This is a genomic window from Enterobacter sp. PL1, assembly GCF_945957325.1.
In the GTDB taxonomy this organism is placed as follows: domain Bacteria; phylum Pseudomonadota; class Gammaproteobacteria; order Enterobacterales; family Enterobacteriaceae; genus Enterobacter; species Enterobacter roggenkampii.
This window is the reverse complement of record NZ_CAMFKT010000001.1, coordinates 173,446-190,708: the sequence shown is the minus strand read 5'-3', so window position 1 is coordinate 190,708 and position 17,263 is coordinate 173,446. Positions and strand designations below refer to the sequence as shown.

The 17,263-nt window shown below is 57.1% G+C and carries 15 protein-coding genes; 8 read left to right on the top strand and 7 right to left on the bottom strand.

Annotated elements, in window-relative coordinates:
• Positions 1-6 precede the first annotated feature (6 nt).
• From N6P30_RS00990 to N6P30_RS00970, 5 genes are read left to right on the top strand one after another with little or no spacing between them, the layout of a single operon-like run.
• A complete protein-coding gene (locus N6P30_RS00990) occupies positions 7-951 on the top strand; it encodes an ABC transporter permease (protein WP_023292345.1) in 945 nt (314 codons plus the stop codon).
• Positions 948-1,799, top strand: coding sequence for an ABC transporter permease (locus tag N6P30_RS00985; RefSeq protein ID WP_023292344.1), 852 nt, complete (start codon positions 948-950; stop codon positions 1,797-1,799). The genes N6P30_RS00990 and N6P30_RS00985 overlap by 4 nt, the downstream gene beginning before the upstream one ends.
• Positions 1,796-3,403, top strand: coding sequence for a dipeptide ABC transporter ATP-binding protein (locus N6P30_RS00980; RefSeq protein ID WP_023292343.1), 1,608 nt, complete (start codon positions 1,796-1,798; stop codon positions 3,401-3,403). Before N6P30_RS00985 ends, N6P30_RS00980 begins: the two co-directional genes overlap by 4 nt.
• Positions 3,400-4,389, top strand: coding sequence for a putative FMN-dependent luciferase-like monooxygenase (locus tag N6P30_RS00975; protein ID WP_023292342.1), 990 nt, complete (start codon positions 3,400-3,402; stop codon positions 4,387-4,389). Before N6P30_RS00980 ends, N6P30_RS00975 begins: the two co-directional genes overlap by 4 nt.
• 10 nt (positions 4,390-4,399) lie before the next feature.
• A complete protein-coding gene (locus tag N6P30_RS00970; RefSeq protein WP_023292341.1) occupies positions 4,400-5,491 on the top strand; it encodes an alkylhydroperoxidase domain protein in 1,092 nt (363 codons plus the stop codon).
• Positions 5,492-5,497: 6 nt separating this feature from the next.
• Here the strand turns inward: N6P30_RS00970 and araJ are convergent, their stop codons facing one another.
• The 3 genes from araJ to N6P30_RS00955 all read right to left on the bottom strand — a co-directional run bounded on the left by araJ (position 5,498) and on the right by N6P30_RS00955 (position 7,737).
• On the bottom strand, positions 5,498-6,673 hold the full coding sequence (gene araJ, locus N6P30_RS00965; protein WP_023292340.1) for an MFS transporter AraJ: 1,176 nt from the start codon (positions 6,671-6,673) through the stop codon (positions 5,498-5,500).
• Between the two features lie 189 nt (positions 6,674-6,862).
• Positions 6,863-7,369 (bottom strand): YbjP/YqhG family protein, encoded by a 507-nt coding sequence (locus N6P30_RS00960; RefSeq protein WP_023292339.1) that lies wholly within the window; start codon positions 7,367-7,369, stop codon positions 6,863-6,865.
• Positions 7,369-7,737, bottom strand: a complete 369-nt coding sequence (locus N6P30_RS00955; RefSeq protein WP_021240196.1) for a hypothetical protein — start codon at positions 7,735-7,737, stop codon at positions 7,369-7,371. Before N6P30_RS00955 ends, N6P30_RS00960 begins: the two co-directional genes overlap by 1 nt.
• 252 nt (positions 7,738-7,989) lie before the next feature.
• Here N6P30_RS00955 and ppk2 point away from each other — a divergent pair, with 252 nt between their 5' ends.
• On the top strand, positions 7,990-8,808 hold the full coding sequence (gene ppk2, locus N6P30_RS00950) for a polyphosphate kinase 2 (protein ID WP_008501727.1): 819 nt from the start codon (positions 7,990-7,992) through the stop codon (positions 8,806-8,808).
• 58 nt (positions 8,809-8,866) lie between these two features.
• Here the strand turns inward: ppk2 and fdnI are convergent, their stop codons facing one another.
• The 3 genes from fdnI to fdnG are packed head-to-tail and all read right to left on the bottom strand — an operon-like array spanning position 8,867 to position 13,459.
• Positions 8,867-9,523 carry a formate dehydrogenase-N subunit gamma gene (gene fdnI, locus N6P30_RS00945; RefSeq protein ID WP_023292338.1) on the bottom strand — a complete coding sequence of 219 codons (657 nt, stop codon included), beginning with the start codon at positions 9,521-9,523 and terminating at the stop codon, positions 8,867-8,869.
• Positions 9,516-10,400 carry a formate dehydrogenase subunit beta gene (gene fdxH / locus N6P30_RS00940; RefSeq protein ID WP_023292337.1) on the bottom strand — a complete coding sequence of 295 codons (885 nt, stop codon included), beginning with the start codon at positions 10,398-10,400 and terminating at the stop codon, positions 9,516-9,518. Before fdxH ends, fdnI begins: the two co-directional genes overlap by 8 nt.
• A gap of 11 nt (positions 10,401-10,411) precedes the next feature.
• Positions 10,412-13,459 carry a formate dehydrogenase-N subunit alpha gene (gene fdnG / locus N6P30_RS00935; RefSeq protein WP_154827327.1) on the bottom strand — a complete coding sequence of 1,016 codons (3,048 nt, stop codon included), beginning with the start codon at positions 13,457-13,459 and terminating at the stop codon, positions 10,412-10,414.
• Between the two features lie 220 nt (positions 13,460-13,679).
• Here fdnG and yddG point away from each other — a divergent pair, with 220 nt between their 5' ends.
• Complete coding sequence (yddG, locus tag N6P30_RS00930; protein ID WP_023292335.1) at positions 13,680-14,558, top strand: aromatic amino acid DMT transporter YddG; 879 nt, start codon at positions 13,680-13,682, stop codon at positions 14,556-14,558.
• Positions 14,559-15,187: 629 nt separating this feature from the next.
• The gene (gene ompC / locus N6P30_RS00925) at positions 15,188-16,261 is read left to right on the top strand and encodes a porin OmpC (protein ID WP_023292334.1); all 1,074 of its coding nucleotides are present in this window, start codon (positions 15,188-15,190) and stop codon (positions 16,259-16,261) included.
• Between the two features lie 56 nt (positions 16,262-16,317).
• Here ompC and N6P30_RS00920 read toward each other — a convergent pair whose 3' ends face one another.
• Complete coding sequence (locus N6P30_RS00920; protein ID WP_023292333.1) at positions 16,318-17,250, bottom strand: LysR substrate-binding domain-containing protein; 933 nt, start codon at positions 17,248-17,250, stop codon at positions 16,318-16,320.
• Positions 17,251-17,263: the final 13 nt, after the last annotated feature.

Sequence of the window (17,263 nt, the reverse complement as noted above, 5' to 3'; positions counted from 1 at the left end):
CTGACGATGCGCCACGCACTTCTTCAACGCTTTGGGCACGGGCTGCTGGTGCTGTGGGCCGCCTTTACCCTCTCGTTCGTGTTGCTCCAGGTGCTGCCGGGCGACGCGGTGCTGATTAAATTTCAGAACCCGGACCTGGGCTTAAGCCCGGCGCAAATCGAGGAGATGCGCGTGGCCTACGGTGCGGACAGCCCGCTGTGGCAGCAATACGGCCACACGCTGCTGGCGATGCTGCGAGGAGATTTCGGCTACTCGTTACAGGCAGGCGTACCGGTCAGCGAGCTGATTGCCAGCAATCTGCCGGATACCCTGAGCCTCGCCCTGCCCGCCTTTTTACTAGCGGTTCTGCTGGCGTTTGCGCTGGCCTTTGCGTCGCGTCTGCCGGGTCTGCGCTGGCTAAGTAATAATCTCCAGTCGCTGCCGGTCCTGTTTATCTCCTTACCGACGTTCTGGCTGGGGATTGCCCTCATCCAGCTCTTTTCTTTCCAGCTGCGGCTGATCCCGGTGATTAACCCGACGCCGCTGCAGGGGTTGATCCTGCCAATCGTCACCGTCGCGATCCCGATCTCCGCCCCGCTGGCGCAAATCCTGATGCGCAGCCTGGACCAGGTGGCAACGCAGCCGTTTGTCGCCGTCGCCCGGGCCAAAGGGCTGAGTGAAACCGCCGTCCTGTGGCGTCACGTCACCCGCAACGCCCTGCTACCGGTCCTGAACATTGCCGGGCTGCTGCTGGGCGAGTTGATTGCCGGGGCGCTGATCACCGAAACCGTTTTTGGCCGCAGCGGGCTCGGCCAGCTGACCCAGCAGGCGGTGAATAACCAGGACATCGCCGTGCTTCAGGCGGTGGTGATGATTTCCGCCCTCGGCTTTGTCCTGATCAATCTGCTGGTGGACCTGCTGATGCCGCTGCTGGATCCCCGTCTGCAAACCGTTACCGGAGGTGCATCATGAGCCTGGTCGATTACGCTGCCGCGGCGCGAAAACGCGTTCCCGGCTGGCAGGGCGTCACGTGGCAGCCGGGACTGTGGCTGGCGTGGGCGGTGATTATTCTCGCGGTTTTTGCCGCCGTGGCGCCCGGCCTGTTAACCCACTACAGCCCGATTGAGGGCATCGCCGGAGCGCAACGTCTGGCGCCGCAGGCGGGCCACTGGCTCGGCACCGATCAGCTTGGCCGCGATGTTTACACCCGTATTGTGTACGGTGCGTCCCACTCCCTGAGCGCGGCGCTCGCTGCCGTCACGATGGGGCTGGTGGTGGGCACCGGTCTCGGGGTGATCGCCGGGGCGTTCGCAGGACGCGTCGAGTCTTTCCTGATGCGTTTTGTCGACGTGCTGTTGTCCATTCCGTCTCTGCTGCTCTCGCTGACGGTCATTATTCTGCTCGGGTTTGGCACCGTTAACGCCGCCATTGCCGTCGGCGTGGCTTCCATTGCCAGCTTCGCCCGCCTCGCGCGCGGTGAAGTGGTGCGCATCCGCCATACGGATTATGTCGAGGCGGCGTTCGGCAGCGGCGGGACGTTCCTGGCGGTGCTGTGGCGACACATCCTGCCCAACGCCTTAACCGCCGTCCTTGCCTTTGCCACGCTGCAGTTTGGTCAGGCCATTCTGGCCCTCTCCACGCTGAGCTTTCTCGGCTACGGCACCCCGCCGCCCGTACCGGAATGGGGCTTATTGATCGCCGAAGGGCGTAACTATCTCTCTACCGCCTGGTGGTTAACCACCCTCCCCGGCGTGGTCGTCATCGCCGTCGTGCTTGCCACCAACCGTATCAGCCAGCAGTTCAGCGGAGGCCTGAAATGACCGTACTCTCGGTAGAAAACCTGACCATCAGCTACCGTACCGCGCGCCGGTGGCGCGAGGTGGTGCATAACGTCAGCTTCACCCTCCGGCGGGGGGAAATGCTGGCATTTGTCGGTGAATCTGGCTCAGGTAAAACAACCACGGCACAGGCGATCATTGGCCTGCTGGCGGATAACGCCCGACGCGATGCCGGGAAAATCGTGCTCAACGGCGAGGAGATTAGCCGGTGGTCAGCGAAGCGTCTCGATACCCTTCGCGGGGCGAGAATCAGCCTGGTTCCGCAGGATCCGGGTAATTCACTCAATCCGGTGAAAACGATCGGCACCCAGGTCGGGGAAATTATTCAGCTGCACCAGAAGGTGACTCACGCCCAACGCGACGAGCAGGTGCTCGCCCTGCTGAAAAAGGTCGGCCTGAGCCACCCCGAACAGCGCATGACGCAGTATCCGCATCAGCTCTCCGGCGGGATGAAACAGCGCGTGCTGATTGCCATCGCCATTGCCCTGAGCCCGGACGTCATCATTGCCGATGAGCCCACCAGCGCGCTGGACGTGACGGTGCAAAAACGCATTCTCGACCTGCTGGATATCCTGCGCCGGGAATCGGGTACTGCCGTTCTGTTTGTCACCCACGATCTGGCCCTGGCAGCCCAGCGCGCGGACAGGCTGCTGGTGTTTCGCAACGGCGAGGTTCAGGAGCACGGCGACACCGCCGATATCGTCCGCACGCCGCAGCACGCCTACACCCGTCAGCTGCTGAGCGATCTTCAGGGCCAGCGCCTGACCATCGCCCCGGTAGCGGGCCTTCCGCTGGCGTCACCGGCCATTCGCGCCCGCGCCATCAGCAAACGGTTCTCGCTGGGTAAAGGTCATCAGCTTCAGGCGCTGGATCGGGTGACGTTTGACGTCAGGCGCGGCAGCACGCACGCGCTGGTCGGTGAATCCGGCTCCGGGAAAACCACCCTCGCCCGTATTTTGCTGGGTTTTGAACAGGCGGATAACGGGCAGGTCATTATTGATGACATTGATGCCACCGCGCTCAGCCGCGAGGCCCGCCGTCAGCTGCGCCAGAAGATCCAGTTTGTTTACCAGAACCCGTTCGCCTCTCTCGACCCGCGTCAGACGCTGTTCGAGATCATCGAAGAGCCCCTGAAGAACTTTTCTCGCCTCGCCAAGGCGGAGCGAAAGGTACGGGTGGAGACCGTGGCGCAGCGGGTTGCCCTGCCCGTCGAACTCCTGAGCCGCACCGCCAGAGAGCTTTCAGGCGGGCAGCGCCAGCGCGTAGCCGTCGCCCGGGCGCTGATCCTGGAGCCGACCATTCTGGTGCTGGACGAAGCCACCTCCGCGCTGGACGTCACCGTCCAGGCGCAGATCCTGGCGCTGCTTCAGCAGCTGCAGCAGCAGCTGGGATTAACCTACCTGTTCATCACGCACGATCTCTCTACCGTTCGCCGGATCGCCCACAGCGTCACGGTGCTGCGCAGCGGTCAGGTGGTCGAACACGGTGACGTCGAGACCTTATTCACGTCACCGCAGAACGACTATACCCGCGAGCTGATTGCCGCCATTCCCCATTTTTCACCCGCTACGGAGGAGTTCGCATGACGCGAAAACGCCTGGGATTTTTCACCCGCCTGCTTGACGACGCCACGCCGAAAGAGCGCTATCGACTGGCTACAGAACAGATCCGCCACGCTGAACGCCACGGTTTTGACAGCGCCTGGATTGCCCAGCACCACTTCCACGAAAGTGAAGGCGGCCTGCCGTCGCCGCTGCTGTTTCTGGCCCACGTGGCGGCGCATACCGAAACCATCCGCCTGGGCACGGCCATCATCACCCTGCCGATGGAAAACCCGCTCCGCGTGGCGGAAGATGCGGCGGTGCTGGATTTACTCGCCGATGGACGTCTCGAAGTCGGCTTTGGTTCGGGCGGCACGCCGACCTCTTTCCTGCCGTTCGGACTGACGTTTGAACAGCGCGGCGCGGCCTTTGCCGACCATTTACATGTGATCCAGAGCGCCTGGCGCGGGGATTCGCTTACCCATCCGGATAACCACCTCTACCCGCCAGCGCCACAGCTGGCTGACAGGATCTGGATTGCCACCTTTTCCGTCGACGGCGCCGTTCGCGCCGCGCGGGCCGGACACGGTTTGATGCTCTCCCGCACGCAGCCGCGTCCGGCAGACCAGTTGGATCTCGCGCTCGACGCGATCCAGAACCCGATTGTGGATGCCTACCTTGAGGCCCTGCCCGCCGGTATCGCACCGCGTATTCTGGCCTCCCGTACGGCATTCGTCGCCGACAGCGATGACTATGCGCTGAAGGTTGCGACGCCGGGTCTCACCAGACAGGCCCAGCAGCATCGCGCTGCCGGACACGCGGTTAAAGGTGACACCGTCACCGATTTTCGTCGCCAGTTCGACGCCCACATCGGTTCGCCCGAGACGGTGCTGCGTTCGCTGCAGGCCGATTCCGTTCTCCGGCGCGCCACGGACATCTCATTCCAGGTCCATTCGGTCGAGCCCACCCATCGCGACACGCTGCGCTCCATCGAACTGATCGCCGAACATATTGCCCCCCATATCCATTGAGGAGATACCTATGTCATTAAGTCACGACATTCTCGCCGAGCTGGCGGAAATCAAACCCGGTTCCCCTCTGGCAGAGGCGCGCGCCACGCGGGACGCCGCCACGCGCCACGCCCAGGGCAGCTACGAAATCTTATTTACCCAGCAGGATAGCGATTTTGCGCTGGACGAGCGCTTCGCCGTCGCGGCAAAAGTTGCCAGGTGGCACAACGCGGAGGCGCTGGCCGCGCACTATGCGGGGTTTGGCCTGGCAGACCCGACCTCAGACCGTCTGACCCCGGCGCTCAATTTCGCGCGCCTGCTGACCTTCTCCCCCGTCGAAGCCACGCCGACATCGTTAAGGGCGCTGACCCAGGCGGGATGGAGCAAGGAAGGCATCGTGACCCTGGCGCAGCTTATCGCCTTTGTCAGCTTCCAGAGCCGACTGATTGCCGGGCTGCGGCTGCTGAACGACAGGCCCGTCGCCAAAAGCGATGCGCCGGTGGCGGCGGGCGTCTGGCACACGAACGCCACCACGGCCACCGGGAAGGCGGCTCCCGTCGCCTTCACCCAGCAGGAGCTGGGCTGGGAGCCGTGGATCGCCGCCAAACCGCTGGCGGATTTTCGTGATGACGAGGTTGCGATCCTGGCGAAGTTTGGCCACACCGATTCCGACTATTTCCGCCTGCTGGGGCGCAACCTGCCGGTGCTTGAACAGCGCACGCTAACGGATAAAGGGATTTTTTATACGCCGGGGGGGTTGCCGCGCGCCGAGCGCGAGCTGGCCGCAACGGTCGCCAGTAAAATCAACGGCTGCATCTACTGCGCATCTGTCCATGCGCGGAAAGCCAGCCAGCTGTCTAAGGATGACGCGGCGGTAGAGGCCCTGCTGGCCGTGCGTCCGGGACAGTCCCTGAGCGAGGGGCAGTCTGCGCGCTGGCAGGCGGAGATTAATTTTGCGGCAGCACTGTCGGTTACCCCGCCTGCCGCCACGCCGCTGCACCTTGCCGCGCTGGAAAAAGAGGGGCTGGACACCTTAGCCCAGCTTGATCTGGTGCAGTCCGCCGCGTTCTTCGCCTGGGCCAACCGCCTGATGCTGACCCTGGGCGAGCCCTGGCTTGCCTGACTTCCATCAGGCTAGCGCACGCGCGTTAGCCTGAGCCTGCCTGGCACGCAGGTAACCGTAGATCAGTAATGCACTCATGGCCGAGAACGAGAGTAACGCCGCAGGCAGCGTGACGTAGCGCCAGCTAAAGCCGAGGGTAATCATCATCCCGCCAAAGTACGCCCCGATCGCACTGCCGAGATTAAACGCCATCTGCCCTCCGGCCGCCCCAAGCATCTCGCCGCCCTTTGCATTTTGCAGAAGCAAAATTTGCAGCGGCGCAGAGAGCGCGAACAGACCGGCGCAGCAGATAAAGCCCATCACCAGCGAGGCCGTTTTCAGTTCACCGCAGGCAAAAAGCAGCAGCAGCGAGGCAACAATCACCATGTCGGTGGTGGCCGCAATACGCAGCGGACTAAAACGCCCCGAAAGCTTACCGCTCAACAGATTGCCCAACACCATGCCAAGGCCCATCAGCATCATGATGATCGTCATCATCCCTTCGGAAAAGCCAGAAACGTTGACCATAAACGGCTTAACGAAGCTGAACCACGCGAACACACCGGCGTTACCAAACATGGTGGCGGCAAAAATCAGCCAGGGCTCCGGTTTCTTCAGGAACTGGAACTGCTCGGTCAGTTTAATTTCTGATTTGTCATGAATGTCCGGCACCCAGATCAGCACCGAGAGGATCACCAGCGCATCGAACAGGGCTATCAGGAAAAAGGTATAACGCCAGCTGAACTGGTGCCCCAGCCAGGTGCCGAGCGGCACACCCACCAGGTTGGCGACGGTCATTCCGGCGATCATCCCGGCCACCGCGACCGTCACCTTCCCGGGCGGCGCAATTTTAGACAGAATAATCGCCCCAACGCCAAAAATGGCGCCGTGCGGAAAACCGGAAATCAGCCGCCCCAGCGCCAGCCAGAAATATGACGTAGAAAACGTAAACAGGGCGTTGCCAACAGCGCACATCGCCACCAGAAACAGCAGCGTGGTTTTTAACGAGAACTTGCCTGAGAAGAGCGCCACAATCGGGGCGCCAATCACCACGCCGAAGGCATAAAACGAGATCATATTCCCGGCGGAGGGAATCGAAATACCGGTATCATGCGCCAGCTCGGTTAACACGCCCATGATGCCAAATTCAGCCATGCCCAGGCCAAATGTGCCAAGCGCCAACGAAAATATTGTCTTTTTCATACCTCAACCACGGGTTAATCACTCGCAGCGGGCATTATTAAATAATCTTGTATGGTGAGCCAGTTCAAATCAGATGGCTGACAGGTTAATCCATTGATTCAGGGGTTTTCTCCAACTGCTACGCGGTGGGATTGGCAAACAAAAAGCCCCGGCAGGCGTCAGGGCTTTAAAGGGTTTAAGGTCTGGCTTTTACGGTGTGCTTTCTGCCGCCGCTTTAGCGCGTGTAATCGCGCCAGCATTGAAAATTGGGTGCTCGTGATTGTTCGTTACGTCACGAACGCGGTAGATTTTCCATGCATCATCTTCACGACGGAGAAATACCTCAAGATGGATGCTTCTCCCGTTACCCGCCCCTTCAATAACCTGGACTGCTTCACCGTTTAAAAATGGTCTGGCGTTTTCCACTCGTAACGCAGGTATCCATTCACGGGAGTAATCTTGGGTATACGTAAAATAGTCAGACTCTATTAACTCTTGTTCAGAGATTTCCTGAATAGCATTGATACGAGCAATAGTATCAGCAGAAATATATTTGTGCAGTTCATCGGCAGGATAAGGCCTGGCTTCATCGCTGCCGAATACGGAAAGATAGGATTTATAAAATGATTCAGTAGCGTCTTGTGCGCTACGTTCTTGATTGGCAGCCGAACTACATCCCACCAGCAACATAACGAATGATAACAATATCCTTTTCATCAATGCATCCTGTAAATTTTAAAGGATGGTTGCATTTTGCGGTATCCAGGCCCCGGATACATACTTTTTTGAACGAAATCAGAAATCCATTGTGTACCGTCATACATAGTCATGTGACCTATGCCATTTCCACCAGGGTATGGCTGTATCACGGCCACATCACCAGCAATTAACGTTGAACCGGGCGGCAGCTCACTGAATCCAGCACGTAATAATTCAACCCCATAATCTTTTGCATAATCTGTGTTCGCTACCTTAACACCGCCAGCCAGAATGGCAAGGCGGGTAAACTTAGCACATTCACTATGAGAGCGCCCCAGAGCGTGTGAACGGAGATACGAAACCGCAGCGTCTTTATTCCAACTCATTCTTAGTTCCTTTGAGTAAATAAGAATGAAATTATCACATTAACCACATATAGAGTGTGTTATTAAATGTGCTGATTTTATTGCATCTGCATAGGGAAACAGGTGCTTAGCACCTTCGTTAATACCTCTGTATCTGCTTAAAAAAGTGTCGAGACATTAATTACCTAAAAACAATACGCATAATATCAGGTGGATTACACTTCATAGTGCGGCCTCGCTTTTTCCGCACCGGACAACCTGAGGATGACAATCATGGGAAGCAAAAAGAAAACCCCTGTCGCTGTTGATGTCGTATCGAATGCACCGCTTAAGACCAAAGAGTATGAAAAAGAGCTCCGCCGCCTGCACGTCGAACTGGTTAAGCTCCAGCAGTGGGTCGTCGCCAAAGGGTTAAAAGTGTGTATTGTTTTTGAAGGACGCGACGGTGCCGGCAAAGGCGGCACCATTAAAGCGATCACCGAGCGCGTCAGCCCGCGCGTGTTTCGCGTTGTTGCGCTCCCTGCTCCGACTGAAAAGGAAAAAAGCCAGCTCTACTTCCAGCGCTATGTGCCCCACCTGCCTTCGGCGGGTGAAATCGTGATCTTCGATCGCAGCTGGTATAACCGCGCGGGCGTGGAACGAGTGATGGGGTTCTGCACGGAAGAACAGGCGGAGAAATTTTTAGACGGCGCGCCGGTTATGGAAAAAGCGATGGTCGATGCCGGCATTATCCTGCTGAAGTACTGGCTGGAGGTAACGCCGAAAGAGCAGGAGCGCCGCCTGCGCGACCGTATTAACGATGGGCGTAAGATCTGGAAGCTGTCGCCGATGGATATTAAGTCTTTTAACCTGTGGGATGAGTATACCCTTGCGCGCGACGCCATGTTTGAAGCCACCGATACCGCCTGGGCGCCGTGGTTTGTGGCGCGTTCAGAGGATAAAAAACGTGTGCGCCTGAATATTATTTCGCATCTGCTTTCGCAGATCCCGTATAAAGAAATTCACGTCGACAAGGTGGATTTACCGAAGCGCAAAATCGGCAAGGTCAAACCCACGAAATACCCGTTCCGGTATGTGGAAGAGCGGTTCTGATTTGAAGAGTAGGCCCGCGCAAGCGCAGCGCCGCCGGGCAAAGCCGACGGCGCAGGTCTTACTTCATCCCTTCCGTACTTTCCTGTTTCGCTTCCAGTCGTTCCACGTCACGATACCAGCGCGGGTGGTGTTTCTGCGCCCAGCGGCGGCTCACCTTCCCTTCAATCATGCCTTTAATCGATCCTTTCACCCAGAACGCCATATACATATGGATCAGGATGGCGTGAATCAGAATGATGGCCGACGTCGCGTGGATCAGCAGCGCGTAGCGAATCACCTGTATCGGGAAGTAGTGTGCAAAATACGGACGCCAGATCATCACCCCGGTCACCAGCAGCACAAAAATCATGCTCATGATGGTCCAGAACATCATCTTCTGCCCGGCGTTGTATTTCCCCACCTTCGCGACTTTGTGCTCGTTACCCTTCAGGACTTCAACAATCCCTCTCACCCACGGGATATCCTGCTTGTCGGGAATATTGTGATGGACGAAGCGCACGAACATAAACATCAGCACCACGAAAATCAGCACGCCGAAGAACGGGTGCAGAATGCGCCCCATCTGCGGCGTACCGAAGGTTTCGGTCAGCCACTGCAGCGTCGGGAAGAAGAACGAAATTCCCGATACCGCCACCAGGAAGAAGCAGATCACTACCGTCCAGTGACAGGCGCGATCGACAAATTTGGTGCGCACTATCATTTTCGACTTACTCATGATGCTCCTCCTCGTCGTCATCCACCTCTTTGTTTGGCCCGATACCAATGTAGTGATAGATCAGCCCGGCAAAGGTGGCGATAAAGCCCGCCGCGGAGAGCGGTTTAAGCGCCCCTTTCCACAGGTTGATGGAGGTATCGATCGCCGGATCCTTCGGCAGATTGTGGTACAGCTCCGGCTGGTCGCTATGGTGCAGCACATACATGACGTGCGTGCCGCCCACGCCCTGCGGGTTGTAAACGCCCGCTTTGTCGTAGCCCCGCGCTTTGAGCTTATCGACGCGTTCCTGCGCCACGTCCAGCATCTCTTTTTTGGTGCCGAAGTGAATGGCGCCGGTTGGACAGGTCTTCACGCAGGCAGGCTCCTGCCCGACGCTGACGCGGTCCACGCACAGGGTGCATTTGTATACCCGGTTATCCTCTTTATTGAGGCGCGGGATATTAAACGGACAGCCCGCGATGCAGTACCCGCAGCCGATGCAGTTGTCCTGCTGGAAATCGACGATCCCGTTGGCATACTGAATAATTGCCCCGGCAGACGGGCACGCCTTCAGGCAGCCCGGATCTTCACAGTGCATGCAGCCGTCTTTGCGGATCAGCCACTCCAGCTTGCCGTTCTGGTCGGTTTCGCTAAAGCGCATCACCGTCCAGGATTTGGCGCTCAGATCCGCCGGATTGTCGTAGACCCCAACGCAGTGCCCCACCTCGTCGCGAATATCGTTCCACTCCGAACAGGCCACCTGACAGGCCTTACAGCCCACGCAGGAGGAGACGTCGATAAGCTTGGCGACCTCTGCCTTGTAGTCCCGCGCGCGAGGCGCGGGAGTGATCGGGTTGGTCGCGGAGCGTTTAATTATGTCTTGTGTTTCCATCGCCATTTAATCGCTCCTTACGCTTTCTCGATGTTGACCAGAAACGCTTTATACTCCGGCGTTTGCGAGTTGGAATCGCCGACGTTTGGCGTCAGGGTATTGGCGATGTAGCCTTTCTGCGCCACCCCTTCAAAGCCCCAGTGCAGCGGGATACCGACGGTTTCCACCTGCTGGCCGTGCACGTTCAGCGACTGCAGGCGGCGGGTGACCACCGCCACCGCGCGGATAAAGCCGCGCTTGCTGCTCACCTTCACGCGGTCGCCGTTGGCGATGCCTTTGGCTTTCGCCAGCGTTTCGCTTATCTCCACAAACTGTTCCGGCTGCGCGATGGCGTTAAGCCGCGCGTGCTTGGTCCAGGTGTGGAAATGCTCGGTCAGGCGGTAGGTCGTCCCTACGTACGGGAACTTGTCCTTTTTGCCCAGGCGCAGCACGTCGTCTTCGTAGATCCGCACCACCGGGCTGGAGACCACGTTCGGGTGCAGCGGGTTGGTGCCGAGCGGCGTTTCCATCGGCTCGTAGTGTTCCGGGAACGGCCCTTCCGCCAGCTTGTTGAGGGCGAACAGGCGCCCCAGCCCTTCCGGCTGCATGATAAACGGCCCGGTGTTGCTGCCCGGCGCGGCGGTGCTGTAGTCCGGGATGTCGTTCCCCGTCCATTTCGCCCCGTTCCACTGGATCAGCATGCGCTTCGGATCCCACGGCTTGCCGTTCACGTCGGCGGACGCACGGTTGTACAGCACGCGACGGTTCAGCGGCCATGCCCAAGCCCAGCCCAGCGTGTTGCCCAGGCCTGACGGGTCAGCGTTGTCGCGGTTGGCCATCTGGTTACCCTGCTCCGTCCAGCTGCCGGTGTAGATCCAGCAGGACGATGCCGTGGTACCGTCGTCACGCAGCAGCGCGAAGCTGTTCAGCAGCTGGCCTTTCTTCGCCACCAGATTGCCGTTTGCGTCGTAGAGATCCGCCAGCGCCACGCCGTTGTTCTCTTTCGCGACCTCTTCGGATTCAGGACGATCCGGCTGCTTGTAGTGCCAGCTCATCTTCAGCAGCGGCTCAGCGCCTTTGCCGCCTTCAGTGCGGTACATTTCGCGCAGGCGGTGGTAAATCCCGGCCAGGATTTCGCCGTCGTTTCGCGCTTCGCCCGGGGCGTCCTGGCCTTTCCAGTGCCACTGCAGCCAGCGGCCGGAGTTGGCAATAGAGCCGTCCTCTTCCGCAAAGCAGGTGGACGGCAGGCGGAACACTTCGGTCTGAATCGAGGCCGGATCGACATCGTTCGATTCCCCGTGGTTCTGCCAGAAGGTGGAGGTCTCGGTCACCAGCGGATCGATAACCACCATGTACTTCAGCTTGCTCAGGCTGCGAACGACTTTGTTTTTGTCCGGGAAGGAGGCCACCGGGTTGAAGCCCTGGCAGATATACCCCGTGACGTCGCCCTTATCCATCATGTTGAAATACTTGATGACGTCATAAGCCTGATCCCACTTCGGCAGCCACTCAAAGCCCCAGTCGTTCTCTTTCTGCGCCGCATCGCCGTAGAAGGATTTCATCAGGCTGACGTAGAACTTCGGATAGTTGCTCCAGTAGTTCACCTGATCCGGCAGCGTCGCTTTTGGCGTATTGGCCTCAAGATATGCTTGCAGATCGGCCTGCTTTTCAGACGGCAGCGTCAGGTAGCCCGGCAGGCTGGTGGAGAGCAGACCGAGATCGGTCAGGCCCTGAATGTTTGAGTGGCCGCGCAGCGCGTTCACGCCGCCCCCCGCCATGCCCATGTTGCCGAGCAGCAGCTGGATCATCGCCATGGTACGGATGTTCTGCGCGCCCACGGTGTGCTGCGTCCAGCCCAGCGCGTACAGGAACGTGGTGGTTCTGTCGGCGGCGCTGGTGGAAGCCAGCACTTCACACACCTTCAGGAAGTCCGCTTTCGGCGTGCCGCAGATGTTCTCCACGACGTCCGGCGTATAGCGGGAGACGTGCTGCTTCAGCAGGTTCCACACGCAGCGCGGATGCGTGAGCGTTTCATCGCGCATCGCATAGCCGTTTTCATCGAACTGATAGTTCCAGGACGTTTTATCGTACTGGCGTTTTTCGGCGTCATAGCCGCTAAACAGCCCGTCTTCGAAGGCAAAATCATCCCGCACCAGCAGGTTCGCGTTGGTGTAGTGCTTAACGTATTCCGCGTTAATTTTGTTGTTTTCGATCAGGTACAGCAGCACGCCGGACAGGAACGTAATGTCCGTACCGGAGCGGATCGGCGCATAGATATCGGCCACCGATGCCGTACGCGTAAAGCGCGGATCGACGACGATAAGCGTCGCATCGTTGTTGTTTTTCGCTTCCATCGCCCAGCGGAACCCCACCGGATGGGCTTCAGCGGCGTTACCGCCCATCACCACCACGACGTTCGCGTTTTTGATATCAACCCAGTGGTTGGTCATCGCACCGCGACCAAATGTTGGAGCAAGACTTGCTACCGTTGGTCCGTGTCAGACGCGCGCCTGGTTGTCTACCGCCAGCATGCCGAGCGAGCGCACAAATTTTTGCGTCAGCATGCCGGTTTCATTACTGGCCGCCGAGGCGCATAGCATGCCGGTGGAAAGCCAGCGGTTGACCGTCACGCCCTGCGCGTTCTTTTCAATAAAGTTGGCGTCGCGGTCGGCTTTCATCAATTTCGCAATACGGGAGAAGGCCTCATCCCAGGAGATACGCTGCCATTTGTCGGAGCCCGGCGCGCGGTATTCGGGGTAGCGCAGGCGGTTTTCGCTGTGGACGTAGTCCAGCAGCCCCGCCCCTTTCGGGCATAACGCCCCGCGGCTCACCGGATGATCCGGATCCCCTTCAATGTGATAAATCGCTTCTCTGGCGTTCTTCGCGCCATCGCCCAGGCTATACATTAAAAGCCCACAACCCACGGAGCAGTATGTGCAGGTGTTACGGATCTCTTTGGCGCGCAGCAGTTTATAGTTGCGTGCCTGAGCCAGCGCCATTTTGGGAGCAAATCCCAGCATTGCGGCTGTTGTTCCGGCCATACCGCCCGCGCAGATTTTAAAAAATTGTCTGCGGCTGACGTCCATTGCTGTCCTCGTTATCTGAAAAGACTTCGCGCCGCAAACTAACAGCAAAGCCCCTGATTTTTTTGCGTCAAATCAAGGTCATCAGCCTTCCCCCCCTTAATAGTCACCTCCGCAACGTTTCATTACCCCTTTTTGATTAACGGCTTAAGAGAATAATTCACGACAGCGACAGGCGTAATGCGATACATTTTTCCTTTAATTTTTATTGTGATGGCGAGTAATGGACAGAAAGAGAGCAACGCTTATTGGGCTGGCGGCAATACTGTTATGGAGCACCATGGTCGGCCTTATTCGCAGCGTGAGTGAGGGACTGGGCCCTGTTGGCGGTGCCGCGATGATCTACACCCTCAGCGGATTACTGTGTCTGGTGACGGTAGGATTTCCTGATATCCGACGGTTTTCTCCCCGCTATCTTATTGCCGGCAGCGTTTTATTTGTCAGTTACGAAATATGTCTGGCGCTGTCGCTGGGCTATGCCGCAACGCGATCGCAGGCGATTGAAGTGGGCATGGTCAATTACCTTTGGCCGAGCCTGACGATCGTATTTGCGATTTTGTTCAACGGGCAAAAGTCTACCCTGTGGGTGATCCCCGGCTTGCTCATTTCGCTGCTGGGCGTGTGCTGGGTATTGGGCGGCGAAGAAGGATTACACCTTGAGGAAATAACCCGGAATGTCGTTTCCAGCCCTCTGAGCTATGCGCTGGCGTTTGCCGGGGCCTTTATCTGGGCCGCCTATTGCACCGTCACCAGCAAATTTGCGAAAGGGCAAAACGGCATCACCCTGTTTGTTTTGCTGACCGCGCTGAGTCTGTGGGTGAAATATGCCCTGAGCGATCAGCCCGACATGGTGTTCACGCTTCCGGTAGTCGTGAAGCTGGTTATGTGCGGTATCGCGCTTGGGTTTGGTTACGCCGCCTGGAATATTGGCATCCTGCACGGTAACGTCACGGTTCTGGCTGCCGTATCCTATTTTACCCCCGTGCTTTCTGCCGCGCTTGCCGCCGCGGTGCTAAGCTCCCCCCTTTCATTCTCGTTCTGGCAAGGCGCGCTGATGGTCTGCGCCGGGTCGTTGCTCTGCTGGTATGCCACACGAAAATAACGCTGCTCGACTGGCCGGGGGAATTTCAACCCGGCAACATAATTAACATAAATTTAAAATGTGATCAGACATCAGAATATTTATCATGATATTAGAGCGTCTGTTTAAGTTCGGTTTATATTGAACGCCTTCTGTAAAGGCACCTGAAGCGAGTTGACACAAACTGACAATCCAATGAAATTAGTGAGTGATGAATATTAACGCCCTGGATAGCATTGCGTGCAATAATTCAGCTCTGACAGTTTTATGATAATATGCGGAATAGACGCTGTAAAATTAAAACAACCCATTGTTTTTAAAGAAAAGTAGCAATACCACCCTCATTAAACCCTCGGAAATTGCGAAATTTAACGCGATAAACAAAAACCATCAGAAATTATAGTAAAAGCAATAATCCCACTGACTAAATAACTATTAATCGTATAAATTCCGACCATATTGTTTGAATGATCGCCTTCTCACACGATCGAGATCACACTAATTGAAATTATCTCTAATATTTTGAAACTTATTATTGAAATAAGACTACGAGATTTTTAAGAATAGCATGCCATTGACGAACAGCCTCGTTTAGAAATCGTTCAAAGTGGTTCAGGAAATACCGAAAAAAATTATAAGGAACATTTAAGATGAAACTTAAATTAGTTGCAGTGGCAGTCACTTCCATGCTGGCAGCAGGCGTTGTTAACGCTGCCGAAATTTACAACAAAGACGGTAACAAACTGGATCTGTACGGTAAAGTGACAGGTCTGCACTATTTCTCTGATGATACAAACAACGACGGCGACAAAACCTACGTTCGTCTGGGCTTCAAAGGCGAAACGCAAATCAACGACCAAATGACCGGTTACGGCCAGTGGGAATATGAGTTCAAGGGCAACCGCTCTGAAGCTCAGGGTTCTGACGGTAACAAAACGCGTCTGGCGTTTGCAGGTCTGAAATTCAATGAGTTCGGTTCTTTCGACTACGGTCGTAACTACGGTGTTGCTTACGACGTCGGCGCATGGACTGACGTTCTGCCAGAGTTCGGTGGCGATACCTGGACCCAGACCGATGGCTTTATGACTGGCCGTACCACCGGCGTGGCAACCTACCGTAACACCGACTTCTTTGGCCTGGTTGATGGTCTGAACTTTGCAGCGCAGTACCAGGGTAAAAACGACCGTACCGATATCACCGAATCCAACGGTGACGGCTGGGGTCTGTCTTCCAGCTATGAGTTCGACGGATTTGCTGCGAGTGCGGCCTACGCGAAATCTGACCGTACTGACCGTCAGGTTCGTGCTGCAAGCAACCTGAATGCAGGTGGCGAAAATGCAGAAGTATGGGCCGCAGGCCTGAAGTACGATGCGAACAACATCTACCTGGCAACCACTTACTCTGAAACCCGCAACATGACAGCATTCGGTAACGGTCACGTGGCGAACAAAGCACAGAACTTCGAAGTTGTGGCTCTGTACCAGTTCGACTTCGGTCTGCGTCCATCCATCGCTTACCTGAAATCCAAAGGTAAAGACATCGGTTCTTACGGCGACCAGGATCTGGTTGAATACGTTGACGTTGGCGCGAGCTACTACTTCAACAAAAACATGTCCACCTACGTTGATTATAAAATCAACCTTGTTGATGACAGCAAGTTCACCAAAGATGCTAAAGTGGCTACCGACAACATCGTTGCTGTAGGTCTGACCTACCAGTTCTAAGATCTGTCAGGGCAAAAGGCCGGCGATTATCGCTGGCCTTTTTCTATTTAGGGCGCTTATTCATGGCCCGCTGCCCGTCGCAGCCAGTTTTGCAGCAGCTTGCCGTCCTCGGTCATCTCTGAATCTGAGCGCACGCAGAGGTAGTAGTCGCGTCCGTCATCAATCGGTAGGTCAAAGATCTTCACCAGCTCGCCGCTCTCAAGATACGGTGCAATCAGCGGCTCCCGCATCAGCGCACACCCCAGACCCGCCTGCACGCCCGCCAGCGTCAGCAGACCGTCCTCAAACATTGGACCGCCACGGCGAACGGGACGCTTCACCCCCTGCTGTACAAACCACTGCGCCCACGTCGTGCGCTCCTCATCGTGCAGCAGCGGCATCTGCAGCAGTTGCTCAGGCGTGTCGATATGGCCGTGAATGCGCAAAAACGCGCGGCTGCACACCGGCACCATCTGTCCGGAAATCAGCTTTTCACTCTGATAGCCCGCCCACTGGCCGTTGCCAAAACGAATCGACATATCCGACGCGTCGCTCAGATAGTTACGATGGTTGGCATACACCACGTTAATCTCGGTCTGCGGGTTGGCGCGCATAAACGCAGGCAAGCGCGGGATAAACCACCCCATACCAAAAAGCGGGATCAGGCTGATGGTGACCTGACGCGTTTGCGCCTGCTCCGCCAGGTGCTCCGTCGCCTGGCGCAGCACGTTAAACGCCGCACGGATCGAGCGGTAATATTCCCGCCCGTGCTGGCTCAGCACCAGTCTGCGCCCCTGACGCTCCGTCAGCGGCATTTGCAGGTACCCTTCGAGCACCCTGAGCTGATGGCTGACGGCCGACGGAGAAATGTCCAGCTCCTGCGCGGCCAGCGTGACGCTGCCCAGCCGGGCAATGGCCTCAAAGGCACGCACAGCCCGAAGCGGCGGATCGTTTGCAAGGCGACTTTCTGCATACGCAGGCAGGCCAACCAATTGTTCTGTTTTATTCATATGTTGATTTCTT

Coding starts and splice junctions, on each gene's coding strand:
- N6P30_RS00970 (WP_023292341.1), top strand. CDS start 4,400: ATGTCATTAAGTCACGACATTCTCGCCGAGCTGGCGGAAATCAAACCC.
- N6P30_RS00975 (WP_023292342.1), top strand. CDS start 3,400: ATGACGCGAAAACGCCTGGGATTTTTCACCCGCCTGCTTGACGACGCC.
- N6P30_RS00955 (WP_021240196.1), bottom strand. CDS start 7,737: ATGAGTTGGAATAAAGACGCTGCGGTTTCGTATCTCCGTTCACACGCT.
- N6P30_RS00980 (WP_023292343.1), top strand. CDS start 1,796: ATGACCGTACTCTCGGTAGAAAACCTGACCATCAGCTACCGTACCGCG.
- fdnI (WP_023292338.1), bottom strand. CDS start 9,523: ATGAGTAAGTCGAAAATGATAGTGCGCACCAAATTTGTCGATCGCGCC.
- araJ (WP_023292340.1), bottom strand. CDS start 6,673: ATGAAAAAGACAATATTTTCGTTGGCGCTTGGCACATTTGGCCTGGGC.
- N6P30_RS00920 (WP_023292333.1), bottom strand. CDS start 17,250: ATGAATAAAACAGAACAATTGGTTGGCCTGCCTGCGTATGCAGAAAGT.
- yddG (WP_023292335.1), top strand. CDS start 13,680: ATGGACAGAAAGAGAGCAACGCTTATTGGGCTGGCGGCAATACTGTTA.
- N6P30_RS00960 (WP_023292339.1), bottom strand. CDS start 7,369: ATGAAAAGGATATTGTTATCATTCGTTATGTTGCTGGTGGGATGTAGT.
- fdxH (WP_023292337.1), bottom strand. CDS start 10,400: ATGGCGATGGAAACACAAGACATAATTAAACGCTCCGCGACCAACCCG.
- ompC (WP_023292334.1), top strand. CDS start 15,188: ATGAAACTTAAATTAGTTGCAGTGGCAGTCACTTCCATGCTGGCAGCA.
- N6P30_RS00990 (WP_023292345.1), top strand. CDS start 7: ATGCGCCACGCACTTCTTCAACGCTTTGGGCACGGGCTGCTGGTGCTG.
- ppk2 (WP_008501727.1), top strand. CDS start 7,990: ATGGGAAGCAAAAAGAAAACCCCTGTCGCTGTTGATGTCGTATCGAAT.
- N6P30_RS00985 (WP_023292344.1), top strand. CDS start 948: ATGAGCCTGGTCGATTACGCTGCCGCGGCGCGAAAACGCGTTCCCGGC.